Here is a 19,682-nt window from a genome sequence, read left to right as displayed (position 1 = left end):
GTACGCCTCCGTAGCTCAGTGGATAGAGCGCCGGTTTCCGGTACCGTAGGTCGCAGGTTCGACTCCTGTCGGGGGCACACATTTCCCGTGTTCGATCAGAGCACATGATCGACGACATCGTTTTTGGTGTCGGGCGAGATTCCGCGCCAAGCTGAAGCATGCGACAGCTCCGTCTGCTCTGGCGTCACCCGGTGATCACCATCACCGTCATCATCCTCGCTGTCGTTCTGACACTCCACAGCATCGGCGCGGAGCAGGCCGGCCGCTGGCTGGCGTCCGTGTTCGTCATCGGGTTCATCGCCTGGACCGTCGTCGACATGGCGCGCGACATGCTCCGCGGCCACTTCGGTCTCGACATCCTCGCCGTCGTGGCGATGGTCGCGACCCTTGCCGTCGGCGAGTACATCGCCTCCCTCATCATCGTGCTGATGCTCTCGGGCGGTGAGGCCATCGAGGACTTCGCCGGACGACGCGCCACCCGCGACCTGTCCGCGCTGCTCGACCGGTCCCCACGGGTCGCACACGTGTTCGCGCGCACCGGAACGGCGGACTCGTCGGAGATGCGAGATGTACCGGTCGACGAGGTAGCCGTCGGCGATGAGCTGCTGGTGCGTCCTGCGGAGATCGTGCCCGTGGACGGCGTGCTGCTCACCGACGCGGCCACCTTCGACGAATCGTCCCTCACCGGGGAGAGCCTGCCGGTGACGCGCGAGCGGGGCGAAGAAGTGCTCTCCGGCGCGATCAACGGCACCCACGCTGTGCGGATCCGCGCCGTGCGCCCGAGTTCGGAGAGCCAGTACCAACAGATCGTCTCCCTCGTCCAGGCCGCCGAGAACTCACGCGCTCCCGTGGTCCGGCTCGCCGACCGATTCGCGATACCGTTCACGGCGGTCGCGCTGCTGCTGGGCGGAATCGCATGGGCGGTCTCCGGCGAACCGTCCCGGTTCGCCGAGGTGCTCGTCCTCGCCACGCCCTGCCCCCTGCTGATCGCCGCGCCCGTCGCCTTCCTCGGTGGTCTCTCCCGCTCGGCCAAGGCGGGTGTGATCCTCAAGGGCGGGGCCGTCGTCGAGCAGATCGCCCGCATCCGATCCGCCGCGTTCGACAAGACGGGGACGCTGACCCAGGGCCGCCCCGAACTCGTCGACATCCGCCCCTCCCCCGGTTTCGACGCCGACGAGCTCCTCGAGCTCGCCGCATCGGCAGAGCAGTACTCGTCGCACGTGCTCGCCGACGGCATCCGCCGCGCCGCAGACGTACGCGGGCTCGCACTCCGGACGGCGACCGACGCACGCGAAGAGGCCACGAACGGCGTGGTCGCCGTGATCGACGGCCGGGAGGTGGCCGTGGGCAAACCCGCCTACATCGCCTCACTCGCACCTGACACCGTCCGCGCCGCCCTCGACGTGAGCCAGGCCGCCGCATACGTCTCCGTGGACGGCCGGTTCGGCGGTGTGCTGGTGCTCGCCGATCCGCCGCGCCCCGAGGCCGCGGACGTCGTCGCGTGGTTACAAGATCATGGCGTCGCACACACGTCCATGCTCACCGGCGATGTCCGCTCGACGGCGGAATCCATCGCACAACAGGTGGGAATCCGGGATGTCCACGCCGAACTGCTCCCACCCCAGAAGGTGGAGCTCGCCGCGAAGATCAACCCGCGCCCGGTGATGATGGTGGGAGACGGCGTCAACGACGCGCCGGTGCTCGCCGCAGCCGATGTCGGGGTCGCGATGGGAGCGAAGGGCGCGACGGCAGCAGGTGACGCCGCAGACGTCGTCATCCTCGTCGATTCGCTGGCGAAGGTCGCCGATGCGGTGTCGATCGGCCGACACACTCTCCGTGTCGCGCTCACCGCGATCTGGATCGGCGTCGGACTGAGCGTCGGGCTCATGCTCGTGGCGATGACCGGCGTCATCCCCGCCGTCGCCGGCGCGCTCATCCAGGAGCTCGTCGACCTCGCGACGATCCTCTACGCGCTGCGAGCCCTCAGCGGGCCGCCCACCGGGCTCCCTCGCCGCTGACTCCGCCCCACCGCCACCCGCTGATGGCGGGATCATCCTCGCCGTGCTCTCTCGTGTACTCCTTCGCCCGACGCCGGCGGTCGAGGAGATCCTCGATGAGCGCGGCGTGCTCCCGCTCGCCATCCGGCAGCCGGCCGAGTGCGTCGGCTGCGAGCCGGAATCGATCGAGATCGTTGAGCATCACCATGTCGAACGGCGTCGTGGTGGTGCCCTTCTCCTTGTAGCCGCGCACGTGCAGGTTGTCGTGCCCGCGACGACGGTAGGCGAGTCGATGGATGAGCCACGGATACCCGTGGTAGGCGAAGATGATCGGCCTGTCCGCCGTGAACACCGCATCGAAATCATCGTCCGACAGACCGTGCGGATGTTCGCTCCCGGACTGCAGACGCATGAGGTCCACGACGTTCACCACACGCACGGCGAGGTCCGGCACCTCCTTCCTGAGGATGCTCGCGGCAGCGAGCACCTCGATCGTCGGCACATCCCCCGCGGCGGCCAGCACCACGTCGGCCTCTCGCCCTTCGCGCTCGGTCCCCGCCCACTCGAGCACCCCGAGGCCGCGAGCGCAGTGCTCGACGGCCGCATCCATGCTCAGCCACTGCGGCTGGGGCTGCTTGCCGGCCACGACGACGTTGATCTCATCCACCGACCGCAGACAGTGGTCGTAGGTGCGCAGGAGGGTGTTCGCGTCGAACGGCAGATACACCCGCACGATGTCCGCGCTCTTGTTCAGTGCCACGTCGATGAATCCGGGATCCTGGTGGGTGAAGCCGTTGTGGTCCTGCCGCCACACGTGACTGGAGAGCAGGTAGTTGAGGCTCGCGATGGGTGCGCGCCACGCGACCTCCTTCGACGCCTCGAGCCACTTGGCGTGCTGGTTGAACATCGAGTCCACGATGTGCACGAACGCCTCGTACGACGTGAAGACGCCGTGCCTGCCGGTGAGGAGATACCCCTCCAACCAGCCCTGGCACTGGTGCTCGCTGAGCACCTCCATGACGCGGCCCGCCCTCGCGAGATGCTCGTCCAGCTCGGTCGTCTTCGCTTTCCACTGCTTGTCCGTCACCTCGTAGACCGCCGGCGCGAGACGGTTGGAGGCCGTCTCGTCCGGCCCGAACAGTCGGAACGTGCGCGGATTGCGGCGCATCACCTCGGCGAGATAGGACCCGAGCACTGCCGTCGCAGACGCGTCGTCCGTGCCAGGATCGTCCACCTGGACCGCGAAGTCGCGGGGATCGGGCAGGTCGAGGTCCTGCCGCACGAGACCCGCGTTGGCGTGGGGCGACGCCGACATCCTCTTGTCGCCTGACGGGACGAGTCCGTCTATGTCCGGTGCGGGCTCACCGTCCGCGCCGAACAACTCGTCGGGACGGTAGGAGCGCAGCCATTCCTCCAGTTGCCGTAGATGACCCGCATCCTCTCTGGCGCCCGTCAGCGGTACCTGATGCGACCGCCACGTCCCCTCGACGGGCAGGCCGTCTACGACCGCCGGGCCGGTCCAGCCCTTCGGGGATCTGAGGATGATCATCGGCCACCGCGGCCGCTCGACGGCGCCGTCACGCGCGGCGGCCCTGATCGCTGCGATGCGGTCAGCCGCCTCGTCCATGACGGACGCGAACCGACGGTGCACGTCGGCGTGGTCGTCGTCCGCCGTGAACTCGATCAGCAGCGGATCGTGCCCGTAGCCGCGCATGAGATCGAGCAGCTCGTCGTCGGGGATCCGCGCCAGCACGGTCGGGTTGGCGATCTTCCAGCCGTTCAGATGCAGGATCGGCAGGACCGTCCCGTCCGACACCGGGTCGAGGAACTTGTTCGAATGCCAGGCGGTGGCGAGCGGGCCCGTCTCGGCCTCGCCGTCCCCGATCACGCAGACGACGGTGAGGTCGGGGTTGTCGAACGCGGCACCGTACGCGTGGCTGAGCGAATAGCCCAGTTCCCCGCCCTCGTGGATCGAACCGGGCGTCTCCGGTGCGGCATGGCTCGGGATGCCGCCGGGGAAGGAGAACTGGCGGAACAGCCGCGCCATCCCGCCCTCGTCCCGAGTGACGTCCGGATACAGCTCCGAGTACGTGCCGTCGAGCCAGGCGTTGGCGACCATACCGGGGCCGCCGTGGCCCGGACCGGCGATGTAGAGGGCGTCGAGGTCGCGCTCCTGGATCAGCCGATTGACGTGCGCATAGACGAGGTTGAGACCAGGCACGGTTCCGAAGTGACCCAGCAGACGCGGCTTGACGTGTTCGGGATGCAAGGGTTCGCGCAGCAGCGGATTGGCCAGCAGGTAGATCTGGCCGACGCTGAGGTAGTTGGCCGCCCGCCACCAGGCGTCGAGGCGGGCGATGCGATCGTCGTCCATGAGCGTGCTCCTCCGTCGGCATCGAGCGTCGGGTCCTTGGAGGGCCCGCCGCGTGTTCCCGCCACCGTATAGCGGATGCCACGGCATGGCCATGCGCTCGCCGTCACCGGTTCGCCGCCCCACTACCCCACTGGCGCCGATTCGTACACCCCCTGAGCGACCACCCCGATGTGCACGAGGCTGGATGACACCGAACATCACCGACGAAGACGAAGGAGAGACATGAGCACCGACGACTCCGTGAGGACCGTGCTGGAGAAGACCGAGAAGGCGGGCGTGTGCATGCTCACCACGGCGGCAGCCGATGGCCGGATCGTCAGCCGTCCGATGGCGATCCAGGAGATCGAGGCGGATCACTCGATCTGGTTCATGACGCGCGTATCCACCCCGAAGGTGCAGGAGAGCATCGGCGGACGCCCCGTCAACGTCACCGTCGCAGAGAAGGGCTTCTGGGCGTCGATCGCCGGCACCGCAACCGTGCGGGATGACCCCGAGCGCAAGAAGCGCTACTGGAGTAAGGCGACCGAGGCCTTCTTCGGAGACGCCGAACCGGAGGACGCCGACATCGTCCTGCTGCGCGTCGACCCGGAGACGGCGGAGTACTGGGACTCCCCTGGACTGCCGGCCACCATCGTCGAGATCGTCAAGGGCATGGTGACCGACGAGCCCGCCCACCCCGGGGAGAGCAGGACCGTCGAGCTCTGATCGCGAGCTCGCACGCTGGTCAACGGTGGACCGCGGACTCCGCCTCATCGAGAGCTTCGCGCTCGGCAGCCACCGCCTCCCGAGCCGCCTCGACGCGCTCCTGCGTGTCGAGGCGCTCGGCGCTCGTGGCAGCACGCTCCTTCTTCAGGGCGGTCGCCTCCTTCCGCACAGCGGCGAGCTCCTTCTCCAACGTCGCGACCCGCTCGTCGAGCTCATCCGCTCGCTCCGCGCCGTCGCTCCACGCACGCTCGGCCGCATCATGCGCCCGTTCCGCACCGGCGAGGTCCTTCTCCGCTGATCGGAGCGCGTTGCGCGCCTCCTTCAGGACGCGGCGCGCCTTGAGCTCGTCCGGTGGCCGTGCGGCGGGAGGCGGCACCTCCGCATCCAGGTGGCCGGCGACGGCCTCGGCGATCTCGGCGGGATCTGCTCCGGACGCCTCCAGCGGACGGATGAGTCGGCGCGAGGCCACCGCTGTCGCGGCGTGCGCATCGAACATCGCCGCGTTCAGCGTCTGCGAGACCGCATCCGCCGTCGCCTGCGTGATCTTCTCGCCGCGCGCGGTGGCGAGCTCGCCCGCTGCCGCCGTGAGCTGGCGGATGAGCGCGCGGCGCTGACGGTTCAACGTCCTCAGCGCGGCGGCATCCATGTCATCCTGCGCCTCGCGCAGCTCGCGAGCGAGATCCAGCGCCTCACCGAGCTCGTCGGCGCGTTCACGGGCGAACAGGTTCACCACCCACGCCGCCAGCAGCGGCTTGCGGATCGCCTTGACCTCCGCCGCCAGCGCCGCATCCTCGATCTGTTTGGCCTTCGCGTTCCGCGCGTCGGTGAACTCTCCGGGGGGAAGGGCGCACAGTTCGGCCGCGATGTCGTCGATGGTGCCGTCGGCGTCCGCTGCCATCGGTCCATTGTGCCTGAGCCCGACTCGCCACGCCCTACGATGGAGACGACGATTTGCGGCATCCACCCACGGCACAGACGAGGTTCACGACGTGCAGTACATCTCCACCCGCGGCGGCACGCTCGGACAGTTCAGCGACGTCCTTCTCGAAGGACTCGCACCCAACGGCGGTCTCGCCGTTCCCGAGCACCTCCCCCGGCTCTCGACATCCGAGCTCGAGCGGCTGCGGCCGCTCAGCTACCCCGAGCTGGCCACCGAGATCATCGGCCTGTTCGCGACGGACATCCCGCGCGACGACCTCGCGCGGCTGACGGCGGCCGCGTACGGCGGCGGCAAGTTCTCGGCGGACAAGATCGTGCCGTTGTCCGACCTCGGCGATGGCATGACGCTCGTCGGCCTCTCGGAGGGCCCGACGCTCGCGTTCAAGGACATGGCGATGCAGTTCCTCGGCGAGGCGCTGGAATACGTCCTCGCGAAGGACGACCGCGTCCTCAACGTGCTCGGTGCGACCTCCGGCGACACCGGATCCGCCGCCGAGCACGCCCTCCGCGGCCGTGAACGCGTCGCGGTGTTCATGCTCTCCCCGCAGGGCCGGATGAGCGCGTTCCAGCGCGCGCAGATGTACTCGCTGCAGGACGAGAACGTGCACAACATCGCGGTCGAGGGCGTCTTCGACGACTGCCAGAACCTCGTCAAGCGACTCAACACCGATCTGGACTTCAAGCGCGCCCACAGCCTCGGAGCGGTCAACTCGATCAACTTCGGCCGTATCTCCGCGCAGATCGTCTACTACGTGTGGGCATGGTTGCGTGCGACCGACTCCGTCGACGCTGCGGAGCGTTCGACCTTCGAGGTCTCCTTCGCCGTCCCCTCCGGCAACTTCGGCAACATCCTCTCCGGCCACTACGCGCGCAGCATGGGCGTGCCGATCCGCCGCCTCGTCCTCGCCACGAACGAGAACAACGTCCTCGACGAGTTCTTCCGCACCGGGCACTACCGCCCGCGCTCGTCCGCGAACACCCTCGCCACCTCGAGCCCGTCCATGGACGTCTCCCGCGCCTCCAACCTCGAGCGGTTCGTGTTCGACCTGCTCGGGCGCGACCCCGAGCGGACGGCCGCCGCGTGGCACGAACTCGAGGAGCGCGACGAGATCGACCTCTCCGCGCACCTGGAGAGGTTCGAGAGCGAATTCGGACTCGTCAGCGGCACGAGCACGCACGACGACCGTCTCGCGACGATCCGCGAGGTCTCAGCCGCATCCGGCGTCACGATCGATCCGCACACCGCCGACGGCGCGAAGGTCGCGCGCGCACACGTCGAGGACGGCATCCCGATGCTCGTCCTCGAGACGGCGAAGCCGCAGAAGTTCGCCGACCTCATCTCCGAGGCCCTCGGGACCACCGTCCAGCCGGATGCCGAGACGCAGAGCCTCCTCGACGCACCGCAGCGTGTCGTCGAGATGCCGGACGACGAGCACGCCCTGCGGGTTTACATCGAGGAGCACGCGCTCCAGGCGTGACGGGAGAGGGTATGGCGAAGGTCGACTTCAAGAAGACGATCGATGCCTACCGTGCCAGGAAGGGGCGCTTCGACCTCGTCGAGGTCCCCGCACTGAGCTACCTCATGGTCGACGGTCACGGCGACCCGAACACCTCCCCCGAGTTCGCCACGGCCGTCGAGGCACTGTTCCCACTCGCCTACGCCCTGAAGTTCGCCAGCAGGAACGAGCTCGACCGCGACTACGCCGTGATGCCCCTGGAAGGGCTGTGGTGGGCCGAGGATCACTCGGCGTTCACCTCGGCTCGCGACAAGTCCCGCTGGCACTGGACGCTCATGGTCATGCAACCGGATTGGATCGATCAGCGGATGTTCGCCTCCGCGGTCGAGAACGTGACGAAGAAGCACCCGGACCGACGCGTGGGTGAGGTGCGGCTGGAGACCCTTCATGAAGGCCTGTGCGCGCAGACACTCCACGTCGGTTCGTACGACGATGAGGCTCCGGTGCTCGCGCAGATGCACGGCGAGTTCCTCCCCGCACACGGCATGCGGATGACCGGGACGCACCACGAGATCTACTTCAGCGACCCGCGCACGGGCGACCCGGCGAAGCGTCGCACGCTTCTGCGGCAGCCCGTCCGACCTCTCAGCTGATCGCGACGCCCACGGCCAGCAGCACGATCGCCAGCAGGGGGAACCCTCCCTGCAGGGCGGCCGACCGCGCCATCCGCGGGTTCGAGAGCACCAGGACGACGGCCGCGGCGAGCATCATGCCCGTCCCGGTGAACACGAGGGTGAGACCCACCGTGGTCAGCCCGGAGAGCACGAGGATGATGCCGAGCAGCGCCGCGATCGCGAGGAACAGGTTGTAGAAACCCTGATTGAACGCGAGCGGCCTGGTGGTCTGCGCGTCGGCCTCGCTGGCGACGCCGAAGATCTTCCGTGTCTCCGGCTCCGTCCACCGCACGGACTCCAGGACGAAGATGAACAGGTGGAAGGCCGCAGCGAGCGCCGCGAGCACGAGTCCGAGGATGAGCATGACTCGATCCTGGCACCTCGTGCCGAGCGTGTGCGCGCGCGATGGCGACGGGCCCCGCTCAGACGAGGAAGATCGGCAGCAATCCCGGGTTGTGCGCGTGCACGAGCACGGCGAACACGACGGCATCGAACAGCAGGTGCACCGTCACCACGTACGCCAGAGAATGCGTGCGGAGGAAGATGAAGCCCTGCAGGAGGGCGAACGGGATCGTCAGCAGCGGACCCCACTCCCGGTAGCCGAGTTCCCACAGGAACGACACGAACACGATCGCCTGCAGGACGTTCGCCATCGCGGCGGGGAAATGCCGCCGCAGCAGCGCGAAGACCGTGCAGATGAAGAACAGTTCGTCCCAGATCCCGACGGCGCCGACGCCCACGAAGAGCCGGGCGATCAGGTCGGGCGTGTCCACCACAGGCCAGTTCTGATACACGCCGCTGGTGATGAAGTAGAACGGCAGGATCACCCACCCGAGGAGCAGCACGGCGATAAGCCACGTCCACTGCAACCGTCCCCACCGCGCACCCGTTCGCCATGGGAAGCGGATGGCGCGATCGCGGAACACGAACCGTGAGATGAGGTACGGCACCACGACCGCCCCGCCCAGTGCCAGGGTGAACCGCAGCATCGCCACGTTGTCGAGCTCCGCCGCCAACGGGATGACGCTGACGATGAGCATTCCGAGCGCGATGAGGGCGAGATCCCGGGTCAGCGACGGAGCGGATGCCGTCACCCGACGCCGCTCGAGGAACCACGCCACTGCGACCCCTGCGGCGAGGAGGATCCAACCGAGCCAGGCCCGTTCGATGACGAAGAACGCCGGCGCCGCGAGGCACACCAGTACAGCGGGCAGGACCTTCTGTGCCGAGGCGAGGCCGGTGGGCGTCACGCCCTGGGCTTCCGCCGGTACACCAGATCGCGGATCTCGCGCCCCTTGGCGATGCCCTTGCGCTCGAACGCGGTCATGACGCGCCCGTCGAAGCGCTCGGCCCAGTCGCCGTCGAAGGCGCGCTCGAAGAGCGGCTCGGCATCGAGCACCTCGCGCATCTGCAGGGCGTAGTCCTCCCAGTCCGTCGCCAGGCGCAGCAGTCCGCCGTCGGCGATCGCGCGCGCGGCGGCGTCGCCGAACCCGGGGCGGATCAGTCGGCGCTTGGTGTGACGCTTCTTGTGCCACGGATCGGAGAAGAAGATCCACACCTCCGCGGCCGCGCCCTCCGGAAGATACGTCGAGAGCACCTCGGGGGCATTGGCCTCGATGAGGCGGAGGTTGCGCACCCCCGCCTTGTCGGCGTCGAGCATGGTCCGAGCGAGTCCGGCGCGGAACACCTCGACGGCGAGGAAGTCGTCGTCGGGTCGCTCCGTCGCGGCGGAGACGATGGCGTGCCCCTGGCCGGAGCCGATCTCGACGATCAGCGGTGCGACGCGCCCGTACTCCTCGGCCGGATCCATGCGCGCCTCCGGATGCACACTCGTCCACGCGACATCACGCGGGACGTCCAGCAGGTAGCGCGGCGCGAGCTCGGCGAACGCGCGCTCCTGGGCCTCCGACATCCGTCCGCTCCGGCGTACGAAGGAGACCGGTTCATCACGGAAGGTTCGGGGTTCGGGCATGGATACCAGCGTAACCGGCCGACGGATGCTCTCAGGGTCCAGTCGGTTCGGTGACGAAGTCGATGAGTTCCTCGACACGGCCGAGAAGTGCGGGCTCGAGATCACGATACGTGTGCACCTTGCCGAGGATGAACTGCCATGCCCGACCGGTGTCGCCCTGCTCCTGGTAGGGCCATCCCAGCGCCTTGCAGACGCCGGTCTTCCAGTCGACGCCGCGCGGAACCTCCGGCCACTGACGGATGCCGACCGCCTGCGGCTTGACGCACTGCCAGACGTCGATGAACGGGTGACCGACGATCTTCAGGTGCCGGCCGTGCGGACCGCGAAGGGTCGCCTCCGCCATCCGGGTCTCCTTGGAGCCGGCGACGAGGTGGTCCACGAGCACGCCGTACCGCCGCGCGGCGGTCGGCGGCTCCGCCGCGAGCATCTCATCGAGCCGGTCGATCCCCTCGAGGAACTCCACCACGACGCCTTCGGCGCGCAGGTCCGCACCCCACACCTTCTCGACGAGCTCCGCGTCGTGCTTGCCCTCGACGAGGATGCGGCTCGGGCGCGCGACTCGTGCGCGCTGGTCGGCGACGGCGAAGGAACCGGATGCCGTGCGCCTCGTCGCCTGTGCCGTGGGGGCCGGCGGCCCGAGTCTGACGGGTTCACCGTCGATCATGAACCCACCGCCGAGGGGGAACACCCGCCGACGTCCGACGCGATCCTCCAGCTCGACGTGGCCGCCCTGCACGCGCGTCACCGCGCCGCAGAAGCCGTCACCGGCGACCTCCACGACGAGGTCGCGCTCCGCCGCGACGTCGCGGACCTTCTTCGCACCGCGCTGCCGCCACCCCGTCGCGAGCACGTCAGTGCCGTACATGTCGTCCATGCCCTCCAGCGTATGCGTCGGCCTTCCTCCTCCGCGCGGCGACACAGACACTTTCGACCAGTCGCTATCGCGTGTCGCCGGCAGTGAATAGACTCGGGGGACCAGGGCTCGGAGCCCTGCGAAGGGAGTGCGATGCGAGCACGTTTCACGGTCATGGTGGGGGTGATCGCGGCGATGTTCGCGTCCGTCAGCTTCGCCTCCGTCGCCGCGGCCACGGAGCCGGTCACCCTCGATTCGGGTTTCGTCACCGACGAGGCCGGTGTGCTCTCCTCCGGCGAGGTGGACGCCGTGAACGCCCGGCTCTCCGCTCTCGCAGAGGACGACGGCGGCGACCTCTACGTCGTCTTCGTCGATGAGTTCACGGCGCCGTCGAGCAGCGTCGACTGGGCCGATCAGACGGCCATCCAGAACGGCCTGGCGACGGACCAGTACCTCGTCGCCGTCGCTGTCGACGCCGGCCAGTACGCGATCTCCGCTGACACGGAGGGGCCGCTCAGCGACGCCGAGATCGATCGGGTCGTGCAGGCGATGGAGAACGGTCTGCGCGCCGGCGACTGGGATCGGGCGGTGATCGACGCCGCCGATGCGTTCCCCGGTCAGGGCGACAGCGGCGGTGGCGCCGTGTGGATCGTCGTCCTCGTGATCGCGGCAGCGGTCGTGCTCATCATCGTCCTCGTCACCCGCTCGAAGCGGAAGAAGAAGCGCACGGCGGTCTCGACGCCGCCGGATCCGTCCGATCCGTATGCGACCGTGAGCGACGACGAACTCGCCACGCGCGCCGGTAGCGCCCTGGTGAACGCCGACGACGCGATCACGTCGAGCCGTCAGGAGGTCGGTTTCGCGATCGCGCAGTACGGCGACGATTCGGCGGAGACCTTCACGAAGGTCGTCGAGGCTGCGCAGGCCAAGGTGGCCGAAGCGTTCTCGCTCAAGCAGAAGATCGACGACGACATCCCCGACACTGCGGAGCAGCGCCGCGCGTGGCACATCCAGATCATCGAGCTGTGCGGCGAGGCCGATGATCTGCTCAACGACAACATCGAGGCGTTCGAGGAGCTGCGCCGGCTCGAAGCGGACGCGCCCAAGGCGCTGGACCGGCTCAGGGCGCGGCGCGCGACGGCAGAGCAGACCCTCGCCACCGCCGACCCGGCGCTCGCCGCCCTCGCCGACACGTACGACGCCGCAGCGATCGCCCCCGTGGCGGACAACCCGGAGCAGGCCCGCCGTCGGCTCTCTCTCGCCGACGGCGAGATCGCCGAGGCCGAGGCGGCGATCTCGCGCGGCGACAACGGGGAGGCGGCGTTCTCGATCCGCACGGCGGAGGAGGCCGTCGAGCAGAGCGAGCAGCTCGTCGACGCCGTGACCTCGCTCGGTGCGGGGCTGGCCGCCGTCTCCGAGCAGGCGCAGGCGGCGATCATCGATCTCGAGGCCGACATCGCGGCCGCATCGGCCATGCCCGACGACCAGGGCCGGCTGACGTCGGTCGTCGCGAGGACCCGGGCGACCATCGACGCCGCGCGCGAGCGCCTCGGAGGCGCGTCGCGCAATCCGCAGCAGGTGCTCGACAGCCTCGAGCAGATCAACACCGAGATGGATGCTCTCCTCGGTCAGGCGCGTGAGGCCGCGCAGCAGGCCGAGCGCGCGCAGCGCACCCTCCAGCAGCGTCTCACGCAGGCGCAGGCGCAGATCAATGCGGCGAACGACTTCATCACCACGCGTCGAGGTGCCATCGGCGCGACGGCACGGACGCGCCTCGCAGAGGCCAACGCGGTGTACGCCGACGCGGTGGCGGCACAGGACACCGACGTCGCCAGGGCGACGGAGCGCGCCATCCGTGCGCATGGACTCGCCTCCGATGCGCTCACGAGCGCTCGCAGCGAGGTGAACGTGTTCTCCACGGGCGGGCCGACCGTGGTCTACGGCGGCGGCTACCGCCGCGACAGCGATCTCAGCGGTGACATCCTCGGCGGCATCCTCGGCGGCCTCTTCAGCGGCGGCGGGGGCGGTGGCGGAGGCGGCGGCTGGAGCTCCGGAAGCAGCAGCTGGCGCTCCAGCGGAAGCAGCCGCAGCAGCCGGAGCACCCGCAGCAGTCGGCCCTCCAGCTTCGGCGGGGGCTCATCGCGCAGCAGTTCCCGAAGCGGCGGGCGCTCCAGAGGAGGCCGCTTCTAGCGCGCTCGACGCGCGGCGCGCGACGCCGCGCATCCCACACGATCTCGACAGACTCCGTTCCAACGAAAGGAAACACCATGACCAAGCAGTCCATCTTCGGTCGCATCTCGACGCTGGTGAAGGCGAACATCAACGCGCTCATCGATTCCGCGGAGGACCCGCAGAAGATGATCGATCAACTCGTCCGCGACTACACGAACAACGTCGCAGACGCCGAGGCGGCCATCGCGGAGACGATCGGCAACCTGCGTCTGCTCGAGCGCGACCACGAGGAGGACGTGCAGGCCGCGAGGGACTGGGGCAACAAGGCCCTCGCCGCCAGCCGCAAGGCCGACGAGCTGCGTGCGGCGGGCGAGACCGCTGACGCCGACAAGTTCGACAGCCTCGCCAAGATCGCCCTCCAGCGCCAGATCAGCTCCGAGCGCGAGGCGACCGGCGCTGAGCCGACCATCGCCGCGCAGACCGAGGTCGTCGACAAGCTCAAGGCCGGTCTGAACGGCATGAAGGAGAAGCTCGGAGAACTCAAGGCCAAGCGCAGCGAGCTGCTCGCACGCGCCAAGGTCGCCGAGGCGCAGACGAAGGTGCAGGATGCCGTCTCCTCGATCAACGTGCTCGACCCGACGAGTGAGCTCGGTCGCTTCGAGGACAAGGTCCGCCGCCAGGAGGCACTCGCCCAGGGCAAGGTGGAACTGGCCGCCTCCAGCCTCGACGCGCAGTTCGAGAGCCTCGAGGATCTCGGAGAGCTCACCGAGGTCGAGGCGCGTCTGGCCGAGCTGAAGGCCGGCGGCCGCTCGCAGGCGCAGTCGCAGCTCGAGTCCTGAGACATCGATGAAGGTGGGGGGTGAACCCTGATGGCCGAGTTCCTCGTGGTCCCGCAGTGGCAGGGTTCTCCCTCCGCCAGAGCGATGCTTCTCGTCGATGGCGCATCGGCGATCGCCGGCGACCTTCCCCGCCGTGCCACCACGGTCCTCGACATCCCGCTCGAGGCCGGCGAGTCGCTGGGGACCGGCGTCCATCGCCTGAGCTCCGTTCAGCGCATCCGCACGATGATCGCGGACGCGATGGCGCCGGACACGCTGCTGATCGGCGGGGACTGCAGCATCACCGTCGCCGCTCTCGACACCCTCGAGCGCGACGACCTCGCACTGGTGTGGTTCGACGCTCATCCTGACCTGCACACCGATGCGTCCTCGCCATCCGGGGCGTTCTCCGGCATGGCGCTGCGCGCGATCCTCGGTGAGGGAGAGCCGCAGCTCGCCCTCACCCCAGGGCTCTCCCCGGAGCGCGTGATCTCGGTCGGCGCGCGCGTCATCGACGCCGGCGAGGAGGAGCCCCTCGCGCGGTTGGGACGACTGGACGTCCGTGACCTCGACGATCCGGGGGCACTCGCGGCCGCAGTGGCCCGGACCGGCGCATCCCGCGTCTGGATCCACATCGACGTCGACGTGCTCGACCCGGCGGAGATGGCCGGTGTCTCATCGGCGGCACCGTTCGGGGCGAGTCCGGCGGCGGTGGTCGCCGCGATCCGCGCCGTGCGCGATGTGATGCCGCTCGCCGGTGCGACCATCGCCGGGTTCGCCCCACGCTCTCCCGCGGATGCCGTGGACGACCTCGGCGCGATCCTCCGTCTGGTGGGTGCTGTCGCATGACCGACGACTGGCGACCGGCGGCCGACGCCGCCCTCGCGCGCGGACGCCGGTGCGACCGCCGCATCCCCTCATTCCTTCTGCGATCCCCCATCAGCCGCCTCGGCTACGCGTGGGGCACGGCCGTGGGCTGGGTGTGGGGTGCGCTGTGGAGTACCGGCCCGGTGGAGCGGCGTGCAGGACTGTGGGTCTTCCGCGGCATGCCGTCGTGGGCCTACCGGCGCGGCGGCGTCTGCGTCGGCGGATGCTATCTGACCGGCGACGCCGCGCCGAGCACCGCTGTCCTCCGCCACGAGGCCGTGCACAAGACGCAGTGGCTGCGATACGGATTCCTCATGCCGGTGCTCTACCTGTTCGCCGGGCAGGACCCGCTACGGAATCGGTTCGAGATCGAGGCCGGTCTCGAGGACGGCAACTACGTCAGTTCTCGGAGGACAGCAGGCCGAAGCGCTCGGGAACGCTGATCGCGGCCTCGGGCACCCGAAGATCCGTCTTGAGGTGCTCGACGATGTCCGCAGTACCCAGGTAGCCGCCCAGCAGAGTGATGTGCGTCGGCATCTCGTCGTCGCACAGCATCTCGTCGGCCCAGGCGCAGGTGGCGCGGGCCAGTGCCGTTCCGGGCGCGCACGGGCGCCCGCTCCCCGGTGCCCCGGAGCGCGACGATCGCGCGAGCCAGGTGACGGTCATCCGCGCGGGTGCCTCGATGACGCCGATGTCGCGGGCGTCCGGCACTTCGATGAACACGCGGCCCGAGGCACACAGCGGAAGCGTCGCCAGGAACGTCTCGAGTTCGAGCAGCGAGGTCTCGTCGGCGGTCACCAGGTGATGCGAGCGTCGACGCGCTTCGCGTCGCCTGGCTCGTCCGCCGCGCACTTCGGTGGAGGTGGTCATGATGCTGCCAGCATATCACCTATGAAGGGTTGCCTTACCTATCTCGAACGCCCGCTGCTCGGCGGCGCAGGCTCACCGTTCGACGAGTGCGGACCGCAACGAGAGGAGTTCGGCGTCCGCCATCCCCTGCGCACGGAGGTAGTCCGCCGCCGACCCCCACCGGCTGTCGACCTCGTCCAGCAGGCCGCGCATGACCCCTGCCGGCGAGAGCGTCGCAAGTGCCACCGCGTTCTCGGCGTGCGGATGCTGGGCACGAAGGAACGCGGTGATACGGCGATTGCGTTCGGCGGGAAGCTGCGACGCTGTCAGCGCGTAATCGTCGACGACGGCCTCGCGTTCCGCGCCCACGGCCGACAGCGTCAGCGCCACGGTGAGACCGGTGCGGTCCTTGCCGACGGTGCAGTGCACGAGCGTCCGCTCCTCACGCGCGATCACGCGGATCGCGTCGGCGAGTCGTTCTCCGCTCTTCTCGAGCAGGCTTCGGTACATCTCATCCAGGCTGAGGTCGTCGTCGAAGAACGAGGCGACGGAGCCGAGGAACAGCGGGAGATTCGTGGTGGGGACCGACGCCACCGCCGATGGCGCCTCGGCGACCTCCTGCCCGTCGCGCAGGTCGACGATGTGGGCGACGCGGCGTTCGATCTCGGACACCCCGGCAGCCGTGGCCGCCACGAGACTCCCGGAGCGCAGCAGCGCCCCTTCCCGGATGCGTCCGCCGGCGACCGGCATCCCGCCGACGTCTCGGGCGTTGAAGACACCGGGGAGATCGAGGACCGTCACGCCGATGCCTCCGCTCGGCGGGGAGGCACCGGATAGCGTCCGGCGATCACGATGCGGTTGAACGCGTTGATCGACACGCAGGCCCAGCTGAGTGCGGCGTACTCCTTCTCGGTGAACACGCTGCCGACGCGGTCGTACACCTCATCGGAGATCCCCTCCTCGTGGATGAAGGTGAACGCCTCTGCGAGCTCGAGCGCGGCCCGCTCCCGATCCGAGAACACCCCGCTCTCGCGCCAGGTCGCGATCTGCATGAGGGTGTCGATGTCGAGTCCTGCCGTGACCGCACGATCGAGATGGACGCGCGTGCAGTAGGCGCATCCGTTGAGCTGAGAGCAGTGGATCATGACGATCTCCTTGAGGCGATCGTCGATGCCGTTCTCGCGGCAGATCCTGCCGACGGAGCGGGAGAACTCGTCCAGAGCCTGGTACGCCGCCGGCTCGGTCTTCGACAGATGCACACGCGTCTCGCTCATGGTCCCCAGCTTAGGCTCAGACCGTCCGGGTACCGTTGGCCGGGATGGCGAGCTCTCAGCGCATATCAAGTCTGGACGGGGTCCGCGGCTCGGCCGCGCTGATCGTGCTCGTCTACCACTGCAGCCTCATCGCGATGCCGCACCTCGACGGCGGGCTCGCGACCTGGCTCACGCAGAGCCCTGGGAAAGTGGTGTTCGCCGGCACGGAGGCGGTGCTCGTCTTCTTCGTGCTCTCCGGACTGGTGGTCACTCTCCCGGTCCTGCGGGACGGGTTCCGTTGGCTCCGCTACTACCCCACTCGGCTCTTGCGGCTCTACCTCCCGGTCTGGGGCTCCGTCGTGTTCGCCGCCATCCTCATCGCGCTGGTGCCGCGCGACCCGTCGACGATGCCCGACGACTCGTGGATGCAGAAGGCGCAGGCCACAGGCGTGACCCCGTCGTCCTTCCTGCAGGAGTCCTTCCTCCTGTTGCGCAGCTATGACATCAACAACGTGCTGTGGTCGCTGCGATGGGAGCTCATCTTCTCGCTCGCGCTTCCGTTGTTCGTGGGGGTCGCGGTCCTGCTGCGCCGTCACGCGATCGTCGCAGCGATCGTCGCGTGCCTGCTCACGGTCGCAGGGCGCGTGATCGACGTACCCGCACTCGTGTACCTGCCGGTGTTCATGCTCGGGGCTCTCATGGCCGTGCGCATCGATGATCTGCTGGCCTGGGCGCGCCGCCGCCGCCACGCGGCTTTCTGGCCGAGCGTGACCGTCCTCGCCCTGACCCTGCTGATCGCGAGCTGGCTCGCGCGGCCGATCGCCGCGCCTGGGAGCATCGCGGGTCGGGTCTGCTGGGGGCTGGCCGGCGTCGGTGCCGCCCTCATCATCGTCGCAGCGATGGGCTGGCCGGCCTTTCGAGGCGCACTCGAGGGCCGCACACCGCAGTGGCTCGGCCGCGTCTCCTACAGCCTCTACCTCGTCCACGTCCCGATACTGGCGACCCTGACCTATCTGTGGGGCAGCGCGAACTGGCCGTGGGTGATGGCGGTCGGCATACCGGCGAGCCTGATCATGGCGGAGCTGTTCCACCGGTTCGTCGAAGCGCCGGCGCACCGGCTCGCGAAGGCCGCCGGCGCATCGTCGACGCGGCTGCTGTCACGCGTCTGAGTCGTCGTACCCGCCGCTGAGCCTGACCGCACGGCGCTTGGCGCGCCCGGCCACCCGGCGTATCCGCCGCGCCACGGACGCTCCGGGATCGCCCGCGTGCTTGCGCTCGTAGGCCCGCTCCATCTCGCGTGCCCACGCGCGGGTGACGGAGGCGTCTCCGAAGCGCTCCGCCGTCGCCCGCGCACGGCGCCGCATGGACTCGACGGCACGTTCTGGCAGCCGCTGGAGAGCGACGACGCGCTGCGCGAGTGCGTCGATGTCACCGGGTGGCACGAGGAAGCCGTTCCTGCCGTCATCGATCACGTCGGCCGGGCCGTAGGCGATGTCGTATGCGATCGGGATGCACCCTGCCGCCATGCCCTCGACGAGGGCGAGAGGCAGCCCCTCGGCCTTCGAGGTCAACAGCATGAAGTCCGCTGTCGCGAAGGTCGACCGCGCACCGACGTCATGGCCGCGCAGCGACACGCGGTCGGATGCATCGAGGGATCCGATCGTCTTCTCCAGCAGCGGCCGGCGCTCCCCCTCGCCGAACACGTCCAGCGTCACGTCCACTTCGCGCGAAGCCCTGGCGATCGCCTTGATCGCGTGGGACACGCGCTTGCGGGCGATGAGCGAGGAGAGCATGACCCCGCGCCCGCGCCGGCGCGTCTGGGCGGTGGCGCTCGACTCAGCCGCGTGATCGAACCCGTTCGGGATGACAGCCAGGTGAGGGAAGGGTCCGAGATCTCGCACGAGATCCTCGCGCTGCGCCTTGGTGAGCAGGACGACGGAATCGAAGTGCGCCAGGTTCTCCAGCACGCTCCGGCGGGATGCGCTGAGGGCTGACCCGTCCGCCGAACGATGCGAGCCGTGCAGGACGTGCATGGTGACGACGTTGCGGCGCCGGTAGGTGCGCGCGAAACGGGCCGCCGTCTTGGAGTCGACGATGAGGAAGCTCTCCTGGCCGCCGATGATCTCATCCAGCCAGTGGCGATAGACGCCCCAGACGCTGCCCCAACTGCGCACCGGCACACCGGCGCTGTCGTAGAGCACGACACTCCGGGTTCCGCCTTCGGCATCACGCCGGTCGCTGACGAGGAGGCTCCCGTCAGGGCGCAGGCGATCGACCGACCGCGCCTGCCCGTCCTCATCGCGCAGTTCCCTCAGCAGGACGACACCGTCACGCCCTGATTCCTGCACGTTCGGGCCCGGAGCGATCGGGTCATGCTCGTGCGACGGCGGACCGTCGTCGCGTCCGTTGATCTCCACCGCACGGAACCAGTCCCAGATGTTGATGATCCGCATGCCGTCGATGACCTCGCCATCGGCACGAAGGCGCTGTTCGAGCTCCGGGGTGTCGATGCGATCATCGAGCGTGAGGATGTCCACCGGGCGACCGGCCTGCTCGACGAATGCGCGGGAGCGGTGCAGCAGCGCTCCGGTCATCCCTCCGAAGGAGTCGGGAATGCTCCAGCTCAGCACGAACTGAGCGCCGGGGCGGAAGTGCGTGGAGAGAAGAGAGGACCGCATCCGCCTGAGGCTAACAACCTCGACTGGGAGGCATCCTCAGCACCGCGAAATCATATCGCACAGGCGTATGCGCA

Annotated in this window: 19 protein-coding genes and 1 tRNA gene; 10 read left to right on the top strand and 10 right to left on the bottom strand. The window is 69.0% G+C overall.

Annotated elements, in window-relative coordinates; genetic code table 11:
• The first annotated feature begins 4 nt into the window (after positions 1-4).
• Together HD600_RS11685 and HD600_RS11680 are read left to right on the top strand one after the other, a co-directional pair.
• Positions 5-77 (top strand) — tRNA-Arg (locus HD600_RS11685).
• An 81-nt stretch (positions 78-158) separates the two neighbouring features.
• Positions 159-2,018, top strand: a complete 1,860-nt coding sequence (locus tag HD600_RS11680) for a heavy metal translocating P-type ATPase (protein WP_184283809.1) — start codon at positions 159-161, stop codon at positions 2,016-2,018.
• Here HD600_RS11680 and HD600_RS11675 read toward each other — a convergent pair.
• Positions 1,984-4,371, bottom strand: a complete 2,388-nt coding sequence (locus tag HD600_RS11675) for a phosphoketolase family protein (RefSeq protein WP_241731668.1) — start codon at positions 4,369-4,371, stop codon at positions 1,984-1,986. The two genes, HD600_RS11680 and HD600_RS11675, sit on opposite strands and share 35 nt — an antisense overlap.
• A gap of 222 nt (positions 4,372-4,593) precedes the next feature.
• Between HD600_RS11675 and HD600_RS11670 the strand changes: the two genes are divergently transcribed.
• Entirely contained in the window at positions 4,594-5,076 is a 483-nt protein-coding gene (locus HD600_RS11670) for a pyridoxamine 5'-phosphate oxidase family protein (RefSeq protein ID WP_144795504.1), read from the top strand.
• A 19-nt stretch (positions 5,077-5,095) separates the two neighbouring features.
• On the opposite strand, the gene HD600_RS11665 is transcribed toward HD600_RS11670, so the two are convergent.
• Positions 5,096-5,974, bottom strand: coding sequence for a serine/threonine-protein kinase (locus tag HD600_RS11665; RefSeq protein ID WP_184283807.1), 879 nt, complete (start codon positions 5,972-5,974; stop codon positions 5,096-5,098).
• A 91-nt stretch (positions 5,975-6,065) separates the two neighbouring features.
• On the opposite strand from HD600_RS11665, the gene thrC reads away from it, so the two are divergent.
• Entirely contained in the window at positions 6,066-7,493 is a 1,428-nt protein-coding gene (thrC, locus tag HD600_RS11660) for a threonine synthase (RefSeq protein WP_184283805.1), read from the top strand.
• Positions 7,494-7,504: 11 nt separating this feature from the next.
• Positions 7,505-8,125: a GyrI-like domain-containing protein gene (locus HD600_RS11655; protein WP_184283803.1), complete on the top strand. Its 621-nt coding sequence runs from the start codon at positions 7,505-7,507 to the stop codon at positions 8,123-8,125.
• Here the strand turns inward: HD600_RS11655 and HD600_RS11650 are convergent.
• The 4 genes from HD600_RS11650 to HD600_RS11635 are packed head-to-tail and all read right to left on the bottom strand — an operon-like array spanning position 8,118 to position 10,992.
• Positions 8,118-8,510, bottom strand: coding sequence for a DUF1304 domain-containing protein (locus HD600_RS11650; RefSeq protein WP_144795508.1), 393 nt, complete (start codon positions 8,508-8,510; stop codon positions 8,118-8,120). The two genes, HD600_RS11655 and HD600_RS11650, sit on opposite strands and share 8 nt — an antisense overlap.
• 58 nt (positions 8,511-8,568) lie before the next feature.
• On the bottom strand, positions 8,569-9,396 hold the full coding sequence (locus HD600_RS11645) for a CPBP family intramembrane glutamic endopeptidase (protein WP_144795509.1): 828 nt from the start codon (positions 9,394-9,396) through the stop codon (positions 8,569-8,571).
• Positions 9,393-10,118, bottom strand: coding sequence for a tRNA (guanosine(46)-N7)-methyltransferase TrmB (gene trmB / locus HD600_RS11640; protein WP_184283801.1), 726 nt, complete (start codon positions 10,116-10,118; stop codon positions 9,393-9,395). The genes HD600_RS11645 and trmB overlap by 4 nt, the downstream gene beginning before the upstream one ends.
• A gap of 31 nt (positions 10,119-10,149) precedes the next feature.
• The gene (locus HD600_RS11635; RefSeq protein WP_184283799.1) at positions 10,150-10,992 is read right to left on the bottom strand and encodes a DUF3097 domain-containing protein; all 843 of its coding nucleotides are present in this window, start codon (positions 10,990-10,992) and stop codon (positions 10,150-10,152) included.
• A 132-nt stretch (positions 10,993-11,124) separates the two neighbouring features.
• Between HD600_RS11635 and HD600_RS11630 the strand changes: the two genes are divergently transcribed.
• From HD600_RS11630 to HD600_RS11615, 4 genes are all read left to right on the top strand, one after another.
• Positions 11,125-13,161: a TPM domain-containing protein gene (locus tag HD600_RS11630; RefSeq protein ID WP_184283798.1), complete on the top strand. Its 2,037-nt coding sequence runs from the start codon at positions 11,125-11,127 to the stop codon at positions 13,159-13,161.
• 77 nt (positions 13,162-13,238) lie between these two features.
• Entirely contained in the window at positions 13,239-13,982 is a 744-nt protein-coding gene (locus HD600_RS11625; RefSeq protein ID WP_144795513.1) for a PspA/IM30 family protein, read from the top strand.
• 30 nt (positions 13,983-14,012) lie between these two features.
• Complete coding sequence (locus HD600_RS11620) at positions 14,013-14,810, top strand: arginase family protein (protein WP_184283796.1); 798 nt, start codon at positions 14,013-14,015, stop codon at positions 14,808-14,810.
• On the top strand, positions 14,807-15,271 hold the full coding sequence (locus HD600_RS11615; protein WP_144795515.1) for a Fe-S oxidoreductase: 465 nt from the start codon (positions 14,807-14,809) through the stop codon (positions 15,269-15,271). The genes HD600_RS11620 and HD600_RS11615 overlap by 4 nt, the downstream gene beginning before the upstream one ends.
• On the opposite strand, the gene HD600_RS11610 is transcribed toward HD600_RS11615, so the two are convergent.
• The 3 genes from HD600_RS11610 to HD600_RS11600 form a co-directional block, all read right to left on the bottom strand.
• Positions 15,228-15,698, bottom strand: a complete 471-nt coding sequence (locus tag HD600_RS11610; RefSeq protein WP_184283794.1) for an SIP domain-containing protein — start codon at positions 15,696-15,698, stop codon at positions 15,228-15,230. The two genes, HD600_RS11615 and HD600_RS11610, sit on opposite strands and share 44 nt — an antisense overlap.
• A 72-nt stretch (positions 15,699-15,770) precedes the next feature.
• A complete protein-coding gene (locus HD600_RS11605; protein ID WP_184283792.1) occupies positions 15,771-16,478 on the bottom strand; it encodes a tyrosine-protein phosphatase in 708 nt (235 codons plus the stop codon).
• Positions 16,475-16,951, bottom strand: a complete 477-nt coding sequence (locus HD600_RS11600; protein WP_184283791.1) for a carboxymuconolactone decarboxylase family protein — start codon at positions 16,949-16,951, stop codon at positions 16,475-16,477. The genes HD600_RS11605 and HD600_RS11600 overlap by 4 nt, the downstream gene beginning before the upstream one ends.
• A 44-nt stretch (positions 16,952-16,995) precedes the next feature.
• Here HD600_RS11600 and HD600_RS11595 point away from each other — a divergent pair, with 44 nt between their 5' ends.
• The gene (locus HD600_RS11595; RefSeq protein ID WP_184283790.1) at positions 16,996-18,099 is read left to right on the top strand and encodes an acyltransferase family protein; all 1,104 of its coding nucleotides are present in this window, start codon (positions 16,996-16,998) and stop codon (positions 18,097-18,099) included.
• Here the strand turns inward: HD600_RS11595 and HD600_RS11590 are convergent.
• Positions 18,088-19,608 carry a glycosyltransferase gene (locus tag HD600_RS11590; RefSeq protein WP_184283789.1) on the bottom strand — a complete coding sequence of 507 codons (1,521 nt, stop codon included), beginning with the start codon at positions 19,606-19,608 and terminating at the stop codon, positions 18,088-18,090. The two genes, HD600_RS11595 and HD600_RS11590, sit on opposite strands and share 12 nt — an antisense overlap.
• Positions 19,609-19,682: the final 74 nt, after the last annotated feature.

This window comes from Microbacterium ginsengiterrae (genome assembly GCF_014205075.1).
Lineage (GTDB): Bacteria > Actinomycetota > Actinomycetes > Actinomycetales > Microbacteriaceae > Microbacterium > Microbacterium ginsengiterrae.
The sequence above is the reverse complement of the archived record's forward strand: the minus strand, read 5'-3'. Positions and strand labels throughout refer to the sequence as shown.

What these genes read in the sequence shown, in the direction of transcription:
- HD600_RS11615 (WP_144795515.1), top strand. Translation starts at nt 14,807, where the DNA reads ATGACCGACGACTGGCGACCGGCGGCCGACGCCGCCCTCGCGCGCGGA.
- HD600_RS11625 (WP_144795513.1), top strand. Translation starts at nt 13,239, where the DNA reads ATGACCAAGCAGTCCATCTTCGGTCGCATCTCGACGCTGGTGAAGGCG.
- HD600_RS11655 (WP_184283803.1), top strand. Translation starts at nt 7,505, where the DNA reads ATGGCGAAGGTCGACTTCAAGAAGACGATCGATGCCTACCGTGCCAGG.
- HD600_RS11680 (WP_184283809.1), top strand. Translation starts at nt 159, where the DNA reads ATGCGACAGCTCCGTCTGCTCTGGCGTCACCCGGTGATCACCATCACC.
- HD600_RS11670 (WP_144795504.1), top strand. Translation starts at nt 4,594, where the DNA reads ATGAGCACCGACGACTCCGTGAGGACCGTGCTGGAGAAGACCGAGAAG.
- HD600_RS11635 (WP_184283799.1), bottom strand. Translation starts at nt 10,992, where the DNA reads ATGGACGACATGTACGGCACTGACGTGCTCGCGACGGGGTGGCGGCAG.
- HD600_RS11675 (WP_241731668.1), bottom strand. Translation starts at nt 4,371, where the DNA reads ATGGACGACGATCGCATCGCCCGCCTCGACGCCTGGTGGCGGGCGGCC.
- HD600_RS11665 (WP_184283807.1), bottom strand. Translation starts at nt 5,974, where the DNA reads ATGGCAGCGGACGCCGACGGCACCATCGACGACATCGCGGCCGAACTG.
- HD600_RS11610 (WP_184283794.1), bottom strand. Translation starts at nt 15,698, where the DNA reads ATGACCACCTCCACCGAAGTGCGCGGCGGACGAGCCAGGCGACGCGAA.
- HD600_RS11650 (WP_144795508.1), bottom strand. Translation starts at nt 8,510, where the DNA reads ATGCTCATCCTCGGACTCGTGCTCGCGGCGCTCGCTGCGGCCTTCCAC.
- trmB (WP_184283801.1), bottom strand. Translation starts at nt 10,118, where the DNA reads ATGCCCGAACCCCGAACCTTCCGTGATGAACCGGTCTCCTTCGTACGC.
- HD600_RS11595 (WP_184283790.1), top strand. Translation starts at nt 16,996, where the DNA reads ATGGCGAGCTCTCAGCGCATATCAAGTCTGGACGGGGTCCGCGGCTCG.
- HD600_RS11620 (WP_184283796.1), top strand. Translation starts at nt 14,013, where the DNA reads ATGGCCGAGTTCCTCGTGGTCCCGCAGTGGCAGGGTTCTCCCTCCGCC.
- HD600_RS11590 (WP_184283789.1), bottom strand. Translation starts at nt 19,608, where the DNA reads ATGCGGTCCTCTCTTCTCTCCACGCACTTCCGCCCCGGCGCTCAGTTC.
- HD600_RS11600 (WP_184283791.1), bottom strand. Translation starts at nt 16,951, where the DNA reads ATGAGCGAGACGCGTGTGCATCTGTCGAAGACCGAGCCGGCGGCGTAC.
- HD600_RS11630 (WP_184283798.1), top strand. Translation starts at nt 11,125, where the DNA reads ATGCGAGCACGTTTCACGGTCATGGTGGGGGTGATCGCGGCGATGTTC.